Source organism: Thermostichus sp. MS-CIW-37 (assembly GCF_054060065.1).
In genome coordinates this window covers 91,299-106,324 of record NZ_JBSSCV010000001.1, presented here as the reverse complement: position 1 = coordinate 106,324, position 15,026 = coordinate 91,299, and the positions used below count along the sequence as shown (strand labels likewise).

Here is a 15,026-nt window from a genome sequence, read left to right as displayed (position 1 = left end):
AGTTGTCAGTGTAGTAGAGAAACTCTAGGGCGAGAAGATGCTGCCCCTCGCTTGCAGGTTGTGGGAAGAATGCGCAGTAGGCCCTGATACTAGGGCCACCCAGGAAAGGGAAAGGGGCGCTCTGTCTCTGCATCACGGTCGTACTCCGTAGGTCGGCCTGTGTCCCGCTGAAGCACCAAGCTGCCCACATAGTCGGCCTCTCGATAGACGCGGGCAATTTGATGGTGGATTTGGGCCATGTCCTCGGCGGAGACCACGCCATTGTCGGTGGCTTTGTAGAACTGGACCGTGACCCGAATGGGAAAGCGGGGATCCCGCTCGATGTCCAGGTTGTTGATCTCGGTGAAGGGGCCCTCTACCTCTCCATGTCCAATGACAGCGGCTTCTACATTGCTGAGGCCGGCCAGGTCGGCTGCGAGTCCGAAAAACTTGACAGAGATATCCTCAACTTCCCTTCGCGGCGGCTGCCGCTGCTGGAGAGCATGCCTCTAACCCCCAAAACCCTGAACTTTGCTGAATTTACTGAGCTTTAGGCGGTTTGGCAAAAGTCATTGAGAGGGATATAGTAGACCAAGTTTCCCCCTGATCCTTGAGTCCACCGCAACGGTTGCCGGGAAGTGAAGGGGGAAAGCGCTCGGGGGGTATTCCTCAGGGCTTTGCGGGATACCGCCTTCCTGTTTGGACTCCGTCCCGCTGACGCGAACAGAGATAGGCAGGATGCGATCGCTTCTTTCCTGAACTATGTTCAGGAGAGTTCAGCGTGAATGTATCAGGTACTTGGATCACCATCACCAGGTTCAGGGCTTCTTCTGCTACTTCCGCCGAATGGGGATCTCTGGGGGTTGGGTTGGCGGCTTGCTCGGCCCGAAAATCGCTGAGGCGCTGCCCGGTGAGGCTGGCCCGTTCACCGTTTTGATTGAAGAAAAGGCGCTGGCCCCAAATAGCCCCGCCCACCCTATCTTCGGTGCGGTTCTCGATCACCGTAATGCTGGTGCCCTCGCGGGTGGCCAAGATTGCCAGCACGGCTGGGTTACCGGGATAGGATTGGTAGTTGAACAACACCGGGTTGAATTGAGCGGATCCCCCGGCAGGGATAGGCAAAAAGGCAGCTTGGGCGCTCACCAACACATGGCTATCCCGTGGAGCCAGCAGGGAGTTCCGGTTGCCGGCCCAAGAGCCGGGATCATGTAAGTAGCGGCGCAGATTCCCCAGCAGCTCTCGCAGCGACACGGGTTGCAGGGGTTTTCCTTTTTCGTTGCCCACCAGCACCTGTAGGCTATCGAGGGGCAGGTCGGCAGACAGATCGGCAAAGTTGTGGTAGCGGATCACCGGCATCAAGCTCAGCTCGTAGTGACCCGTTCTGGGGTTGAGCTGTTGTACCTGGATGGTCATGTCGCTGATGTTGGGGCCAAGGGCAGATCCCTTGTGGCGTCCGGTATCTTCCCAGGTGATGTTGACGATATCCAGCCCATACTGCTTTGCCAAGGCTCGCGCTTGCGGATCCCAGGTCATGGAGATCGTCCGGTCGATGACCTGCCTGTAGGCCAAGTATTCCGCCCACTCTGAAGGAGTGGGGGAAGAAAGGGACTGGTGGAGCGGAAAATCCATAGGGGTTGCCTGCGAGGTGGACACCATCAGTGTAGGGACGAGGGCTGCTCCGGCCAGGGAAATGCCCACCCAGCTCAGTGAACTCAGCAGCCAGGGGATGGGGGCGCGCATAGCAATATTCCTGAGGATTGGAAATTGGGGGACTATACCCTGACAATAGCTCCCAAAAGGGGAGAGGACGTGGCGGTTTCACTTTTGGCAACCCCATGCTTTTGCCGGGATCCCAGGCTGCCTGGGCTACGATAAAAGGCTGTAGCACCCTTTCGAATCATTCCAGATCATGGCCAGTATTCGCCGGGATCCCGAGGTCAACGCTTCTGTAACTTCAACTTCTCCAGAGCCTCAGGCGCAGGTTCAGCCCTTGCCGCTGCATGTTATGTTCCGCCTGGGCCTGTTTCAGATGGGCTTGGGAATGATGTCGCTGCTCACTCTGGGAGTGCTGAACCGCGTCATGATCGACACGGATCTGCTGGCCATCCCGGCCACAGTGGTGGGGGGATCCCTGGCCATGCACCAGTTGGTCTCCCCGGCTCGGGTTTGGTTTGGGCAGCTCTCGGATGCCAAGCCCCTGTTTGGCCTGCATCGCACCGGCTATGTGCGTCTGGGATCGGTGCTGTTTGCGGTCTGCATCTTCCTGGGGGTGCAGGTGGTGTGGGGTTTGGGGGATAGCTTTGCGGCTACGGGCTGGTCTGGAGCCACCTATGGCTGGATAGGCTTGGCCTGTTTGATGTTTGCCCTTTATGGTCTCTGCCTCAGCGCCTGCTCCACGCCTTTTGCGGCTTTGCTGGTGGATGTGTCAGACGAGGACAACCGCTCTAAGTTGGTGGGGATCGTCTGGTCCATGTTGATGGTGGGGATTGCCGGCGGGGCGATTGGCTCGGCGGTGCTGCTGCGGGGCTTGGATCCGGACAACCTGCAGAGCACCATTAATCGCCTCTTCATCATCATTCCAGCCGTGGTGATCCTGCTGGGGGTGGTTGCCACCTGGGGGGTGGAAAAGCGCTATTCCCGCTACGGATCCCGTTCCACCCTGGCCGGACGAGAAGACCAAATCACCCTGGGTACGGCCATCAAGGTGCTGACCGCCAGCCGCCAAACCCTGATCTTTTTCGGCTTCTTGGTGTTGATGACCATGGGCCTGTTTATCCAACAGCCGATCCTAGAACCCTATGGCGGCGAGGTGTTTGGCATGACGGTGGCCCAGAGCACCCAACTCAATGCCTTTTGGAGCCTGGGTATTTTGGCAGGGATTGTGCTGACCGGATTTTTCATCGTGCCCAAGCTGGGCAAGCAGACAACGGCTCGTCTGGGCTGCCTGCTGGTGGCCATCTCTTTTGGGCTGACCATTGCCTCAGGGTTTACAGGCAATTCACGGCTGTTGCAACTGTGCATGATCCTGTTTGGTTTGGCTTCTGGGATCACCACCAATGGCGCCATTAGCCTCATGTTGGACTTGACGGCAGCGGAGACGGCAGGCACCTTTATCGGGGCTTGGGGTCTGGCCCAGGCCATGTCCCAGGCGGTTTCCACCTTGCTCGGCGGGGCTTTGCTCGATCTGGGGCGCATTCTCTTCCCCACTTCTTCAGTGCTTGCCTATGCCACCGTCTTTGGGGTGGAGGCAGCGGTGATGTTGCTGGCCGTGTATTTGCTGGGACGGGTGAGCGTGGCCGAGTTTCGCGAAAAGACCAACCGTGCGCTGACCCAGGTGTTGGCTCTGGAGCTGGAGGGCTAGCAACGCGGGGCCGACTCGTAGTGGGGGCAGCCCTGACAGGGCCCGCTGGGGTTGACGGCACAACGCAGCAAGGGCGAGTGAGCATTAAACCGACAGGAGGGATCCCCCAGGAACCTTCCCACTTCCTGAGGTGGGGTGACCGAACGCACCAGGGCGCGGATCCCACACAGGTGGTATTTGCCTTGCCGGAGCCGGTAGGAATGACGCTTTTCCAGAACCAGGTAGTGCTGCTCTGCCAGTTGGACGTAGGTGCCCGGATGGGGACTGCTCTCCCAAGGGCATTCTTCCACCACCTCTCCCGAATCCGCGTCGATCCACTGAATGGGCAAGGTCGGGTTGATGGAAGACATAAGGCGCAAACGGAGCCAGTTTAGGGCAGCAGACTACAGGATGATGGGCTTGGTTTGACCCATGATAAGACCTGGGCAGCTTTTTCCGGCAACACTGACTAATGTTCCTAATGTTCTCTCTTCTGTGACTTGGATCCCGCTGATTTACAGAACTTCTACAAAGTCAAGCCCAGAAAAAGCTGTATCAGAAAAATATTTAGAAAGCTGTATTCAGTGTAATGGAGTAATGGATTTTCCGCAGCGGGCGGAGAACGGGATAGGTTGGGCCTGTGGCGGCGAAAAGACGGATGCTTGGACTAGCTGCTGGAATGGGCTTGGCGGGCCAGTTGGGTGAGAAAGGCCAGAGGATGACGGTTTTGGAGCTGCTGCCTAATCCGCTCTTGCAGGATTTCCTCTTGCCAGGGATCCCCAGAGGACAGCCACTCTAGGTAACTGAGCCCCGCCACCCGTGTCAGATAGGCCCCTGTCACCGCCTGCAGGGGGATCCCCATCACCATCAAGGGGCTGGCCTTGAGCAGAGAGCCCAAAGCCTGAGTGGCCAGCTCCAGCCCCCCCAGTTGCACCACCATTTGCGCCAAACTCTGGGCGATTTGCTGGGCCCGGCGTAAGGTAATGCGTCGGTCAAACACCTGGTGCAGTTCCCCGATCATGCGTGCCTGAATGGCCACTCCTGCCAGCACATCCAAAGCAGGAAGAGGGGTTGCCGCCAGGGCAGCAGCGGTGGCCCACTGCATCCGTTCCACGATCTGGCGACCCTGCTGGCAGCGCTCCTCCTGTAGGGCCTGTTGGGCAGCTTCGGTCAAGGTTCGGGTTTGCAACAGAGCATTGGCCAAGCGCAGGTGGGATCCCTTCTGCTGCAGCAGTTGAGCCATCTGTTGGATGAGGGCCTCTGTCTCGGGGGGCTGCGGCTCCCAAGTTTCCCGCACAGAGCCATCTTCGGAGTAGTAGCGAACCTTCAGGGGTTCTGGATCGGCGGCGATGGCCACCACCTGTTCGGCGGGGATCACACCGGCAGTGCGCCGGCGCAAATGGGTCAAGATGGTCTCCACATCCTCCGGCAGCATCTGATCGGTTTTGTTGAGGGCCAGGATGGTGGATTTGCCCAGCCGGGCCAGCTCCAGCATTTCGGCATATTCCGAAGCCAGCAGATCCCCGGCCACCACCAAGATCAGCAGATCGGCTTTCTGGGCTAAGGCGCGGGCTTCCGCTTCCCCTGCCCCTCCAATCGTCAGCAGCCCAGGTGTGTCGGTAAGGGAAATGGGGCTGTTCAAGCCCTCCAATTGGTAGGTGTGAATGGATCCCTGACGGGTGGTGCCCAGGGTGGGGGCTGTTTCGCCCACCGGTCGGCCCATCAAGGCATTGATCAACGAGGTCTTGCCGGCAGAACTGGTGCCGAACACCACCAGATGCAATTCCTCCTGGCTGAGCCGCTGATCGATCTCTTGTAGCTTGGCGCGCAGGGCACGGCGACTGATGTCATTCTGCAACTTCTGGATCAGGCGATCGGCATCTTCCAGATCGGCTTGCACCTGATTCCGCGTTAACTTAACCCGCCGCAGCGGTTGTGTCCGCTGACTTGGAGCACTTTGCCGTCGGCGAGCCTGCTGCCACCAATGGCGCGCTGCCAGACCTGCTGCTGCTGTCCCCCCAAGGATGGCGCCCACCACCAGATCCGCAAGAGGCTCGGAGTGGGGAGCCACGAAGCTGTAGATCCCGCCAACCCACTGCAGATATTGGCTCAGGGCCGCCAAACCCAGCCCTGCCCATAACCACACCCAAGTGGAGCGCGACAACACCATCCCAACCCACAGCCTGCCCGAATCTTCAGATCAAGAAACCCAAAATTGCTGGGCCATCCAAGCTGCTTCTCCAGCATAGGGCTTGCTGTAGCTGAGCATACAATTTTGTCGAGAGCTTTTTTGTCAAGAACCTGGCTAGGGCGCAGTCGAGCAGGAGACCAAAGGAGAGAGCGGGGCGTCGAAAACGCCCTCAGCTCAACCCGCCAAATGAGGCAGGGATCCCCGACAAAAGCCTAAGTCCCTCTCCCAAAATCCCTGGCGGCTCCAGCGGTGCCGGCAAAAACTCGCCCCCGCGATAATCCAAGAGCTGCGCCAGCAGCAAATAGCCCACCCCCAAGGCAATGGCCAGGATCCCTGTAACAATTGCTACCCACTTAGGCCGCTCCACGCTGGGTCTCCTCAATAAAGCGCCAGATCTCGCTGCCTCTATGATGCTCGAGGTGGTGACCCAATGCCTAACGCGGTGGGATCAAGACGGCGTCGATGACGTGGATGATGCCGTTGGCAGCTCGAATATCGGCGGTCAAAAGCCTTTCTCTCACGGGTGGCCCTAGAGTAGAGCAGAGAGCACCTTGGCGCAGAAACAGCTGCCGTAAAGTTCGGTATCCTGGGGCTGTGATTGCTGGAGAGGAGAAAGGCCGTCAAGTACCCCCATTCTTAGCTGGGGGCTTGTGGGAGTAGGGCCTAGCCAGCCTGAAACCCCAAGGGCAAGGAAAGACTAGCCTGCCCAAGCAACCCAGTCATGGGGGGCGTTTGAAGGAGACTGAGCCGACTGGGCGTGGCAGCCCAAAGTACGTAGCGAATGCTTCCCTAGTTTGCTACCTCTACGTCGGCCAGGGGCGAAGGGATGTACATACTCCGCAAGGAGACTTACCGCATGTTCGTGCCCGTCGTAGACCACAACCAAAACCCCCTCATGCCGACCACTCCCAGCCGGGCGAGGCGGTGGGTTAAATCCGGCAAGGCTACTCCCTTTTGGAAGAGAGGGGTGTTTTGTGTTCGTCTCAACGGGGAACCTTCTGACCGGCAAACCCAACCCATAGCCGTCGGTATTGACCCAGGAAGCAAGAAAGAAGGGTGGTCGGTCAAATCAGCCGCACACACCTACCTCAACATCCAAGCGGACGCGGTTAATTGGGTGAAGGAGCATGTTGAGCAGCGTCGAAACATGCGTCGGTTGAGGCGGTATCGCCAAACGCCCTGTCGGCAACCGAGAGCGAACCGGGCTAGAGGCGGATTGCCCCCTTCCACCAAGGCTCGGTGGCAGTGGAAGCTCTGTCTTGCCAGGTGGCTGAGCAAGTTGTTTCCCATATCCGTATTTGTGGTGGAGGACATTAAGGCGAAGACCTCAGGCCAGCGTCGCTGGGACGTGTCTTTCTCCCCCCTAGAGGTGGGTAAGCAGTGGTTTTATCAACAACTAGCGGGCTTGGGGCAAGTGTTGATCCGCTCAGGGTGGGAAACCCAGCAGATGCGGGACGCCCTTGGGCTGAAGAAAACCAACAAAAAGACAGCCGAGGTCTTTGAGGCTCACTGCGTGGATGCGTGGGTGTTGGCTAACTCCGTAACCGGTGGGCACCTGCAACCTGACAACCGGCAGATGCTCATAGTAGTTCCTCTACGGTTTCATCGTCGTCAACTGCATCGTTTGCAACCGGCCAAAGGTGGGAAAAGACTGCCCTACGGGGGGACTATCAGTCTGGGTTTGAAGCGCGGCAGTTTGGTGCGTCATCCCAGGTGGGGGCTCACTTTTGTGGGTGGCAGTTCTGGGGGGAGGTTAAGTTTGCATTGCTTACGGAGCGGGAAGAGGTTGACGCAGAGCGCCAAAAGAGAGGATGTGCGGTACTTATGCTTTTGTTCCTGGAGGTTTTATGGAGAGTAAAGCCGCCCTCAAGAGCGGGGTTTCAGACCTAGGTTGTGTTGATCTTTAGCCAGAAGAGAGCACCTGCGAAGTAGAGAAAGCTCAAGAAGTTCCTGGCCAACTTGTCAAAACGAGAAAACAAATGCCGATACTGCTTTAGCTTCTGAAAAAAGCACTCTACTAGGTGCCTCTCTCTGTAAACATGCCGGTCGTAATCTCGCACCACCCTCCTCTTCTTCCTAGAAGGAATCACCACCCGACTCTCCCTTATCACTTTCGTGCGTTCTTTTTGCCAGCTGTATCCACCTCGACTCCTGCCCAAGGCTTGCTCCCCTCTGGCTGCACAGGGGTGAGCACGAACGATAGTTGAGTCCAGGATAAGATGCTCTCAATCGGGTTCTGTGATGAAGAACTGAAACATTCTTTCCCAGACTCCCAAGCGACTCCAGTGATGGAATCTTGGGTAAACGGTGTACCACTTTCCACATCTTTCCGGGAGGTAGCGCCAGGGGGAGCCAGAACGAGCCATCCACAGCACGCCCTCGATAAACCGCTTGCATCCTGCCTCTTTGCCAATGTGGGGTTCTGTTCGCAGAAAAGCCAGAATCTTTTGCTATTTATTGTCATCTATGACAAGGCAACTCATCAGACCTTGCCCAAAAACTATCCTCACCTCATACTAAAAGTAAACACAGCCTAGTTTTTTCGATGAACGGGATCCAGTCGTGGTTGCGGCAACTCCGCCGCTGGCTGCCCTGGGCTGCTCTGCTTCTCATTCTGGTCTTGATCGGCTACTGGGTGGGTCCTCGGGCCAGACCCTACCCCCAAGAGCCGGAGCTGCCCACCCTGGCCCCTCTGCCGCAGCACCCCCGCATCCGGGTGGTGTTCAACCAAAGCCGCGAGAGCACCTATCGGGATCCCTATCGCCAGATCCGCCGCTATGGCTACAACCTGGAAGAGTTGATCATTTCCCAGATTCGCTCCGCTCGGCAGTCGGTGGATATTGCCGTGCAGGAGCTGAACCTACCCCTGATTGCCCAGGCTCTGGTGGAGCGGCGGCAGGCGGGGATCCCGGTGCGCTTCATTACCGAAAACACCTACGTGCGGGCCTGGCACCAGCTCACCCCTGCCGAAGTGCGGGCGCTGGACGAGCGCAGCCGTCGCAAGTTCGAGGAGTACCGCAACCTGGTGGATGTGAACCGCGATGGACGGTTTTCTCCCGAGGAGATTGCCAGCCGAGATGTGTACGCCTTGCTGGATGGGGGGCGGGTGCCCTGGCTGGATGATACCGCCGATGGCTCCAAGGGCAGCGGCCTGATGCACCACAAATTTGTGGTGATCGACGGGCAGAAAGTCTTGACCGGCTCGGCCAATTTCACCCTCTCTGATATTCACGGGGACTTTGATGCGCCTGGCAGTGTCGGCAATGCCAACCATCTGCTGCTGCTGGACAGCCCGGAGCTGGCCCGCCTCTACACCGAGGAATTTGATCTCATGTGGGGCGATGGTCCTGGCGGCCTGCCCGATAGCCGCTTCGGCGTGCAAAAGCTCAAGCGTCCCCTGGAAACGGTGTACCTTGGCGATGCCATTGTGGGGGTTCACTTTTCTCCTGCCAGCCGCTCCCTGCCCTATGAAGCCACCTCCAACGGCATTATTGCCGCCGCCCTGGCCCAAGCCCGGCGACAGGTGGATCTGGCTCTGTTCGTCTTTACGGATCCGGGCATTGCCAACCAGCTCAGGCAACTGCGCCAGGAGCGTAACGTGGAGATCCGCGGGGTGTTCGATCCCGGCTTTGCCTTCCGCGACTACAGCCGCACCCTGGAGATGTGGGGGCTGTTGCTCCCCGACGAAAAGTGCCAGGTGGAGGCGGCGCGCCTGCCCTGGACGCTGCCGGCCCAGTCTGTAGGCATACCCAACCTCGCCCCCGGCGATAAGCTGCACCATAGGTTTGCCATCATCGATCCCGGCACTCCTCAGGCCACGGTGATCACCGGATCCCACAACTGGTCGGTCTCGGCCAACCACCTCAACGACGAAAACTTCCTGATCATCCGCAATGGCCGAGTGGTGGATCACTTTGTGCGGGAGTTCGACCGGCTGATGGCCGAGGCCCGTTTTGGCCCCAGCCGCCGCTTGCAACAGCAGGCAGAAGAGGCGTCCCGTCGCTGCCCCAACCCCGTCCCCGTTGCCGCTTCCTTGCCTGAACCGGAGCCGGAGCTGCTGGAAGTCGAGGTCGTTCTTCCTCCTGAGGCGGGATCCCCTTCCCCGTCGGTTGCTTTTCCGGTGGCGTCTCCTGGGGGATCCCCTCGCGTTAACCTGAATACGGCCACGGCGGCGGAGCTGGAACAGTTGCCCGGCATTGGCCCCGCCCTGGCGCAGCGCATTATCGAGGCCCGCCCCTTCTCCTCTTTGGAGGATCTGCAACGGGTCAATGGCATTGGCCCAGCCCGGATTGAGCAGCTGCGGGATCGGGTAACCTGGTAGGAGTTAGCCCCCTCTTGGTCAGGTTGAGGGCGCGGAGTGCTTTCGGAAGTTCATCCCAGAGCAGCTCCTAAAGGGCCTCTCCCCTCGAATAAACCCCAAATTAAACCCCAAATATAGTCGTTTCAGTTCAAACCAGGACACTGCACCCACGCCTAAAATGTTGGTCGCATCGGCGTTGCAGAGCAATAATGCAGGGGGCCAAAAGGCTTTTCAAGGACTCCGTCCCGCTGGCGCGATCAATGGCCCAGGTGTCTCACCCTAATCTGAAACGACTATAAATCAGGGATGCATAAGTCTATTCAGAAAGCTCCAGAAATGCTCCCATGCGGCGAAACTTTTGGTAGCGCTCCTCGCGCAATTCTCGCCCGCTCAGGCTAGAAAGTTCCTTGAGATGCCTGAGAAGAGCCTCTTTGAGGGTTTGAGCAGCTTCCAAGGGCGCGCGGTGGGCGCCGCCAACCGGCTCTGGCAGGATCTCGTCGATCACCTCCAGTTGCAGCAGGTCTTGGGCGGTAATGCGCAGGGCTGCCGCCGCTTGGGGAGCTTTTTTGGCGTCTTTCCAGAGAATAGCCGCGCAGCCTTCCGGCGAGATCACGGAGTAGACGGCGTGCTCGAACATCAGGATGCGGTTGCCCACCCCAATGGCCAAGGCTCCGCCCGATCCCCCTTCGCCGATGACGGTGCAGATGATGGGGATCTCCAGCCGAAAGAGGGTTTGTAAGTTGGTGGCAATGGCCTCTCCTTGGCCCTCAGCTTCCGCCTTGACGCCTGGGTAAGCCCCCGGCGTGTCGATGAAGGTGAGCAGGGGCAGGCCGAAGCGGTGGGCATGTTCCATCAGCCGCAGGGCTTTGCGGTAGCCGGCGGGATTGGGCATCCCAAAGTTGCGGTGGATGTTGTCTTTGGTGTCGCGACCCTTTTGGTGGCCGAGGATCATCACCGGCTGCTCCCCCAGCTTGGCCAACCCGCCCACAATGGCTGGATCGTCCTGGCCGTGGCGATCCCCGTGCAGCTCAAACCAGTCGTCACAGATGGTCTGTACGTAATCCAGGGTGGTGGGGCGGCGGGGGTGACGGGCCACCTGGAGCCGTTCTACTGGCGTGAGCTGGCTGAAGATCTCACGGCGCAGCTCTTCGGCTTTGGCTTCCAATTGGCGAATTTGCTCAGAGGCATCGATGTCGTTTTCTTCTGCCAAGGCCCGAATTTCCTGAATCCGTTGTTCTAGGGCGGCGACAGGCTGCTCAAACTCCAGCAGTAGGCGGTCGTTGGACTTGGTCATGACCGGTTGGCTAAATTTCGGGAGCGTGCTGTGACCGGCAGAGGCTGCACAGATTTCGGGGTCAGGCTTTGATCTTCTCACATGTAGATCCCGTAGGCTAGAGGGAGCAATCCCCCTACTGCCCAAGAGGGATCCCTTGTCTGCTTCTGTCTCTTCTCCCCCTTCACCCCTTCCCCCCTGGCTGCGCTGGGGGGTGGTGGGATCCGTCGTCTTGGCTATCGGGGTGGGAGCCTTTTGGCAATACGGGCGGCCTGAGCGGCAAATCCGGGCCCACACCCAGAGATTGCTGCGGGCGGTGGAGCAGCGCAACTGGGATCAGGTGGAGATGTTGGTCTCTGAGGCCTATAGCGATGGTTGGGGCCTGAACAAGCAGCGGGCGCTGGCCTACAGCCGCGAGATCTTCGGCCAATTTTTTCGCTTGCGCCTCCAACCCCAAGCGCTGCAGGTGCAGCTCGACCCAGGGGATCCCAGTCGCCAAGGACGGGCCACCCTCTGGTTTGTTATCGAGGGATCCGGCGGCCCCTTGGCCAACCTGACGCGGGATCAGGTGAATGCGCTGGAGCAACCCTTCCGATTGAATTGGCAGCGACGGGGTGGGGAGCCCTTTCGCTGGGAGCTAACCCGCGTGGAGAATCCAGAGCTGCAACTGCCCCTTCTCCCCGCTCAAGAACAGGCAGGCCAGAGATGAGGGTCGAACACCAACAGGGGGAGCTGGCCTTCGGCTGGCGGGATCCACTGCACAATACCCCGTTGGCGGGCCTGAGCTGCATAGCGGCTGGGGAGAGGCTGCAACTGGGAAGAGGGCAGACGGCGCAGGAGGGGCTGAGTGGGAATGGGCAGAGCCCCTGTTTCTGGGTTGTCGATCTGGTCGGACAATCCGTCCTCAGAACTGCCTGGCTGCAACAGAATAACCCCTTCCGGTTGAAAAGGGATCCCTCGGCCCAGCAACAAACGACCGGTATCCAAAAGCTGGGGGCCGCCCTCCTGAGCAAGCTGAAACTCTGCCCAGCTAAAAACTCGCCGCGCCCGATCAACAGGGAGGCCGAAGCAGTAGGAGCCCAGTTGGAAAGTAATCAAGGTCTGCCGGTTTCTCAGTTGTTCTTGCCGAGCCAGACGACGCAGGCGCAGAGGGGAAAGCAGGGGCATGGACTACCTCGCCATCAAAACGCCGGTGGAAGGTGCCGAAGAGGCTGGTTGCAGCAGTTGCCGCAGCTTTTGGATCAGCTCCTGTTCCTGGAAGGGCTTGGAGAGGTAGGCGCTGGCTCCCAGCCGCTGGGCCAGTTGGCGGTGTTTCTCGCCACTGCGGGAGGTGAGCATGACCACGGGAAGCTGGTCATACAGGGGGTGGGCACGAATCTGGGCCAGCAAGCCAAAGCCATCCAGCCGCGGCATTTCAATGTCGGTAATCACCGCTCGGATGGGAATTCCTCTCTGCAAGTGCTCGAGGGCCTCTTGTCCGTCGCGAGCCTGTTCAACCCGGAACCCTGCTCTTTCTAGGGTCATGGCCAAGAAGCGGCGCACGTTGACCGAATCTTCCACCACCAGCAGGGTGGGCTGGGCGGCAAACCTGGGCTGGGGAAGGGGATCCCTTGCCGACTGACAGGGCTGATCCCGCTGGGCGAGCAGCCAGCTCAAGAGGGCAGGCGGATCCACGAAAAGAGCGATTCGCCCATCGGCCAAAACCGTACAGCCGGAGAATCCCGACGGCAGAGGCAGACCTCCCTCCACCGGGCGCAGAGTTACCTCTTGCTCCCGCCAAAAGCGATCCACCAACAGGCCATAGGGCCGGTTGTCTTCTACCACCAGCAGCACCACAGGTCGGTCGAGAAGGGGGGTCTCGTCAATTTCCCGGCGAGGCTGCCAGCGCGCGAAGCGAAACCAGTGGCCCACAGGAATTAAAGGGATCTGCTCCCCTTCCCAGAGAAAGGAATCGGCAGGCAACTGCGGGGGGATAAGCAATTCTTCCACTGCGTTGGCCGGAAAAGCCAACATCAACCCCTGGCATTCTGTCAGCAGCACGCGGGTGACGCTCAAAGAAACGGGCAGAGTGAGGGTAAACAGCGTGCCCCGTCCCGGCCAAGATTCCACCTGCACCTGGCCGCCAATTCGTTGCAGGTTGGTGCGTACCACGTCTAGACCCACTCCCCGTCCAGATAGCTCGCTGACTCGCTCGGCGGTGCTGAAGCCCGGCTGGAAGATCAACTCCAGCAGCTCCTGGGAGCTGGCCTCAGCCAGGTCGGCAGCGGAAAACCCTATCTGCAAGGCGCGGGCCCGGATTTTATCCAGACAGATTCCTGCCCCATCGTCTCGCACCGTGATCAGAGTGCGGTTGCCCCGTTGGCTGGCGGCAATTTCGATGAGGCCCTTGGCCGGCTTGCCCTGGGCCAGGCGGGTGTCTGGAGCCTCGATGCCGTGGTCAAAGGCGTTGCGCACCAAGTGCAACAAGGGATCCGCCAAGGCCTCCAAAATCGAGCGCTCGATTAGGGTGGATCCCCCCAAGACCCGCAGCTCCACGGGCTTGCCATGGGCTAAGCTCAGCTCCCGCAGCGCTCTGGGGAAGCGATCCGTCAAATCCGATAGAGGCTGCATGCGCACCTGGTCGAGACGGGTTTGCATTTGCCTGGAGAGGCGGCTGAGCTGGCGGGCGCTGCCTTCGGTCTCCTGCAGGGTGGTGTCGATATCGTGGGTTACCTCATCAATTTGCACAACGGTTTCCATCACCTCTTGGGTCAGCAGGTGCATCTCTCCATAGCGATCCATCTCCAAGAGGTCAAAGGTATCGGCCAAGGTCAGGCCGGGATCCCCTTCTTTTTTCAAGAGCACAGAAGCAGGCACGGTGGCAGCGACGCGGTCGTAGCTGCTGCGCAGGCGGCTGTTGGTTTCTTCTAGAGTGCGAACCCGCCGTTTGAACAAGCTGACCAGCTCCCGCAGCCGTTGCAGGCGACTGTTTAAGCGGTTGCGCTCCCCTATGAGCTCTCCCAACAGCTCCCCCAACTGTTCCAGAGGGCGAGCCGGCACCCGTAGCATCTCGGCAGCGCTTTTGGCCCCGGCTGGAATCGAATCCGGCAGCTCGGTGGCTCCTGCCATTGCAGGGGGAGGGGCTTCTGGCGGGGGGGAAACTGGAGGCTCTGCCGGATCCCAGGAGCTGGGGAGAAGAGCGACCTGACCGACCAGCACCAGGGCCTGCGAGCGTCGCCAAGCTTGTAAAGCCGCCTGAGCAACGGGCAACACCTGCTCCTTGGCATTTGGCGGCAGCGTCTCCAGAGCTTGGACTACTGAGCCGCACAGGGTGGCAAAGGCAGGCAGATCCAACATTTCCCCCAGCGCCCCCAGCTCTTGGGCAGCAATGAGAAACTCCTCCCGCAAACAGGGCTGCTCGGGGTGGGCCAGCACACCTTCCAACCGCTGCAGACAGGCCTCCACCTCGGTTGCAAACAGCAGCACCCGCATATCGCCCCCGGCCTCTGCTGCCAGGACTTGGACGTTGTCCTCAGGCTGCAACTCTCCCAACTGCTCTCGCAATTGATCGAAAAGAGGCTGCACCCGCTCTGCCAGCCAAGATTCGTCCAAAAGCCGCTGCTGGCGGTGCTGCTGGGCTATTTGGCGCATGCAATCCAACGCCGCCAAGAGGTTGCGCTCCACTGCGGGGTCGGCTTTTTGGGGATCCACCTGCAAGATCTTGAAACCATCTTCCAGGCGATGGGCCAAGTCGCTAAGCACCGGAAAGCCCATCATGGCCGCCCCGCCCTTGATGGAATGAGCAGCCCGCAGCAAGCGATCCAAACGGGGGCGATCCAAACTCTGGGATCCCAGGCCCAACACCCCTGCCTCCAGGGTGTCGAGGTAAGCCTGGGCTTCGTCCAAAAACTGCAGCCTAACCTGCCACTCGCGTGGGTCGAGGGAAGTGGGATTCGGCCCCATG

Annotated in this window: 14 protein-coding genes and 1 pseudogene; 5 read left to right on the top strand and 10 right to left on the bottom strand. The window is 59.6% G+C overall.

Going from position 1 to position 15,026, the window contains the following annotated elements:
- Positions 1 to 89 precede the first annotated feature (89 nt).
- A complete protein-coding gene (locus ACVWYZ_RS00440; RefSeq protein WP_414388664.1) occupies positions 90 to 239 on the bottom strand; it encodes a hypothetical protein in 150 nt (49 codons plus the stop codon).
- Between ACVWYZ_RS00440 and ACVWYZ_RS00435 the strand changes: the two genes are divergently transcribed.
- Positions 231 to 533, top strand: coding sequence for a hypothetical protein (locus ACVWYZ_RS00435; protein ID WP_457465448.1), 303 nt, complete (start codon positions 231 to 233; stop codon positions 531 to 533). The two genes, ACVWYZ_RS00440 and ACVWYZ_RS00435, sit on opposite strands and share 9 nt — an antisense overlap.
- Positions 534 to 648: 115 nt before the next feature.
- Here ACVWYZ_RS00435 and ACVWYZ_RS00430 read toward each other — a convergent pair whose 3' ends face one another.
- Positions 649 to 1,719, bottom strand: coding sequence for a hypothetical protein (locus ACVWYZ_RS00430; RefSeq protein WP_457465447.1), 1,071 nt, complete (start codon positions 1,717 to 1,719; stop codon positions 649 to 651).
- A 169-nt stretch (positions 1,720 to 1,888) separates the two neighbouring features.
- Here ACVWYZ_RS00430 and ACVWYZ_RS00425 point away from each other — a divergent pair, with 169 nt between their 5' ends.
- Positions 1,889 to 3,340 (top strand): BCD family MFS transporter, encoded by a 1,452-nt coding sequence (locus ACVWYZ_RS00425; protein WP_457465446.1) that lies wholly within the window; start codon positions 1,889 to 1,891, stop codon positions 3,338 to 3,340.
- Here ACVWYZ_RS00425 and ACVWYZ_RS00420 read toward each other — a convergent pair.
- From ACVWYZ_RS00420 to ACVWYZ_RS00405, 4 genes are all read right to left on the bottom strand, one after another.
- Complete coding sequence (locus ACVWYZ_RS00420) at positions 3,337 to 3,690, bottom strand: DUF6464 family protein (protein WP_414349734.1); 354 nt, start codon at positions 3,688 to 3,690, stop codon at positions 3,337 to 3,339. The genes ACVWYZ_RS00425 and ACVWYZ_RS00420 overlap by 4 nt on opposite strands.
- A 296-nt stretch (positions 3,691 to 3,986) precedes the next feature.
- Complete coding sequence (locus tag ACVWYZ_RS00415; protein WP_457465445.1) at positions 3,987 to 5,489, bottom strand: DUF697 domain-containing protein; 1,503 nt, start codon at positions 5,487 to 5,489, stop codon at positions 3,987 to 3,989.
- Positions 5,490 to 5,679: 190 nt separating this feature from the next.
- Positions 5,680 to 5,877: a hypothetical protein gene (locus ACVWYZ_RS00410; RefSeq protein WP_457465444.1), complete on the bottom strand. Its 198-nt coding sequence runs from the start codon at positions 5,875 to 5,877 to the stop codon at positions 5,680 to 5,682.
- Positions 5,878 to 5,944: 67 nt separating this feature from the next.
- Positions 5,945 to 6,031 carry a fasciclin domain-containing protein gene (locus ACVWYZ_RS00405; RefSeq protein WP_414400693.1) on the bottom strand — a complete coding sequence of 29 codons (87 nt, stop codon included), beginning with the start codon at positions 6,029 to 6,031 and terminating at the stop codon, positions 5,945 to 5,947.
- A 305-nt stretch (positions 6,032 to 6,336) separates the two neighbouring features.
- On the opposite strand from ACVWYZ_RS00405, the gene ACVWYZ_RS00400 reads away from it, so the two are divergent.
- Positions 6,337 to 7,368, top strand: coding sequence for an RRXRR domain-containing protein (locus ACVWYZ_RS00400; RefSeq protein ID WP_414341962.1), 1,032 nt, complete (start codon positions 6,337 to 6,339; stop codon positions 7,366 to 7,368).
- Between the two features lie 28 nt (positions 7,369 to 7,396).
- On the opposite strand, the pseudogene ACVWYZ_RS00395 reads toward ACVWYZ_RS00400, so the two are convergent.
- Positions 7,397 to 7,954: pseudogene (locus ACVWYZ_RS00395) on the bottom strand (transposase).
- Positions 7,955 to 8,055: 101 nt separating this feature from the next.
- Between ACVWYZ_RS00395 and ACVWYZ_RS00390 the strand changes: the two are divergent.
- Positions 8,056 to 9,831: a phospholipase D-like domain-containing protein gene (locus ACVWYZ_RS00390; protein ID WP_457465443.1), complete on the top strand. Its 1,776-nt coding sequence runs from the start codon at positions 8,056 to 8,058 to the stop codon at positions 9,829 to 9,831.
- Between the two features lie 295 nt (positions 9,832 to 10,126).
- Here the strand turns inward: ACVWYZ_RS00390 and ACVWYZ_RS00385 are convergent, their stop codons facing one another.
- Positions 10,127 to 11,104: an acetyl-CoA carboxylase carboxyltransferase subunit alpha gene (locus ACVWYZ_RS00385; RefSeq protein ID WP_414349729.1), complete on the bottom strand. Its 978-nt coding sequence runs from the start codon at positions 11,102 to 11,104 to the stop codon at positions 10,127 to 10,129.
- Positions 11,105 to 11,240: 136 nt separating this feature from the next.
- Between ACVWYZ_RS00385 and ACVWYZ_RS00380 the strand changes: the two genes are divergently transcribed.
- Complete coding sequence (locus ACVWYZ_RS00380) at positions 11,241 to 11,792, top strand: hypothetical protein (RefSeq protein ID WP_457465442.1); 552 nt, start codon at positions 11,241 to 11,243, stop codon at positions 11,790 to 11,792.
- On the opposite strand, the gene ACVWYZ_RS00375 is transcribed toward ACVWYZ_RS00380, so the two are convergent.
- Together ACVWYZ_RS00375 and ACVWYZ_RS00370 are read right to left on the bottom strand one after the other, a co-directional pair.
- Positions 11,768 to 12,250, bottom strand: coding sequence for a hypothetical protein (locus ACVWYZ_RS00375; protein WP_414329976.1), 483 nt, complete (start codon positions 12,248 to 12,250; stop codon positions 11,768 to 11,770). The genes ACVWYZ_RS00380 and ACVWYZ_RS00375 overlap by 25 nt on opposite strands.
- Positions 12,251 to 12,253: 3 nt before the next feature.
- Positions 12,254 to 15,025: a hybrid sensor histidine kinase/response regulator gene (locus ACVWYZ_RS00370; protein ID WP_011434294.1), complete on the bottom strand. Its 2,772-nt coding sequence runs from the start codon at positions 15,023 to 15,025 to the stop codon at positions 12,254 to 12,256.
- Position 15,026: the final 1 nt, after the last annotated feature.

What these genes read in the sequence shown, in the direction of transcription:
- ACVWYZ_RS00440 (WP_414388664.1), bottom strand. Translation starts at nt 239, where the DNA reads ATGGCCCAAATCCACCATCAAATTGCCCGCGTCTATCGAGAGGCCGAC.
- ACVWYZ_RS00430 (WP_457465447.1), bottom strand. Translation starts at nt 1,719, where the DNA reads ATGCGCGCCCCCATCCCCTGGCTGCTGAGTTCACTGAGCTGGGTGGGC.
- ACVWYZ_RS00425 (WP_457465446.1), top strand. Translation starts at nt 1,889, where the DNA reads ATGGCCAGTATTCGCCGGGATCCCGAGGTCAACGCTTCTGTAACTTCA.
- ACVWYZ_RS00420 (WP_414349734.1), bottom strand. Translation starts at nt 3,690, where the DNA reads ATGTCTTCCATCAACCCGACCTTGCCCATTCAGTGGATCGACGCGGAT.
- ACVWYZ_RS00415 (WP_457465445.1), bottom strand. Translation starts at nt 5,489, where the DNA reads ATGGTGTTGTCGCGCTCCACTTGGGTGTGGTTATGGGCAGGGCTGGGT.
- ACVWYZ_RS00400 (WP_414341962.1), top strand. Translation starts at nt 6,337, where the DNA reads ATGTACATACTCCGCAAGGAGACTTACCGCATGTTCGTGCCCGTCGTA.
- ACVWYZ_RS00390 (WP_457465443.1), top strand. Translation starts at nt 8,056, where the DNA reads ATGAACGGGATCCAGTCGTGGTTGCGGCAACTCCGCCGCTGGCTGCCC.
- ACVWYZ_RS00385 (WP_414349729.1), bottom strand. Translation starts at nt 11,104, where the DNA reads ATGACCAAGTCCAACGACCGCCTACTGCTGGAGTTTGAGCAGCCTGTC.
- ACVWYZ_RS00375 (WP_414329976.1), bottom strand. Translation starts at nt 12,250, where the DNA reads ATGCCCCTGCTTTCCCCTCTGCGCCTGCGTCGTCTGGCTCGGCAAGAA.
- ACVWYZ_RS00370 (WP_011434294.1), bottom strand. Translation starts at nt 15,025, where the DNA reads ATGGGGCCGAATCCCACTTCCCTCGACCCACGCGAGTGGCAGGTTAGG.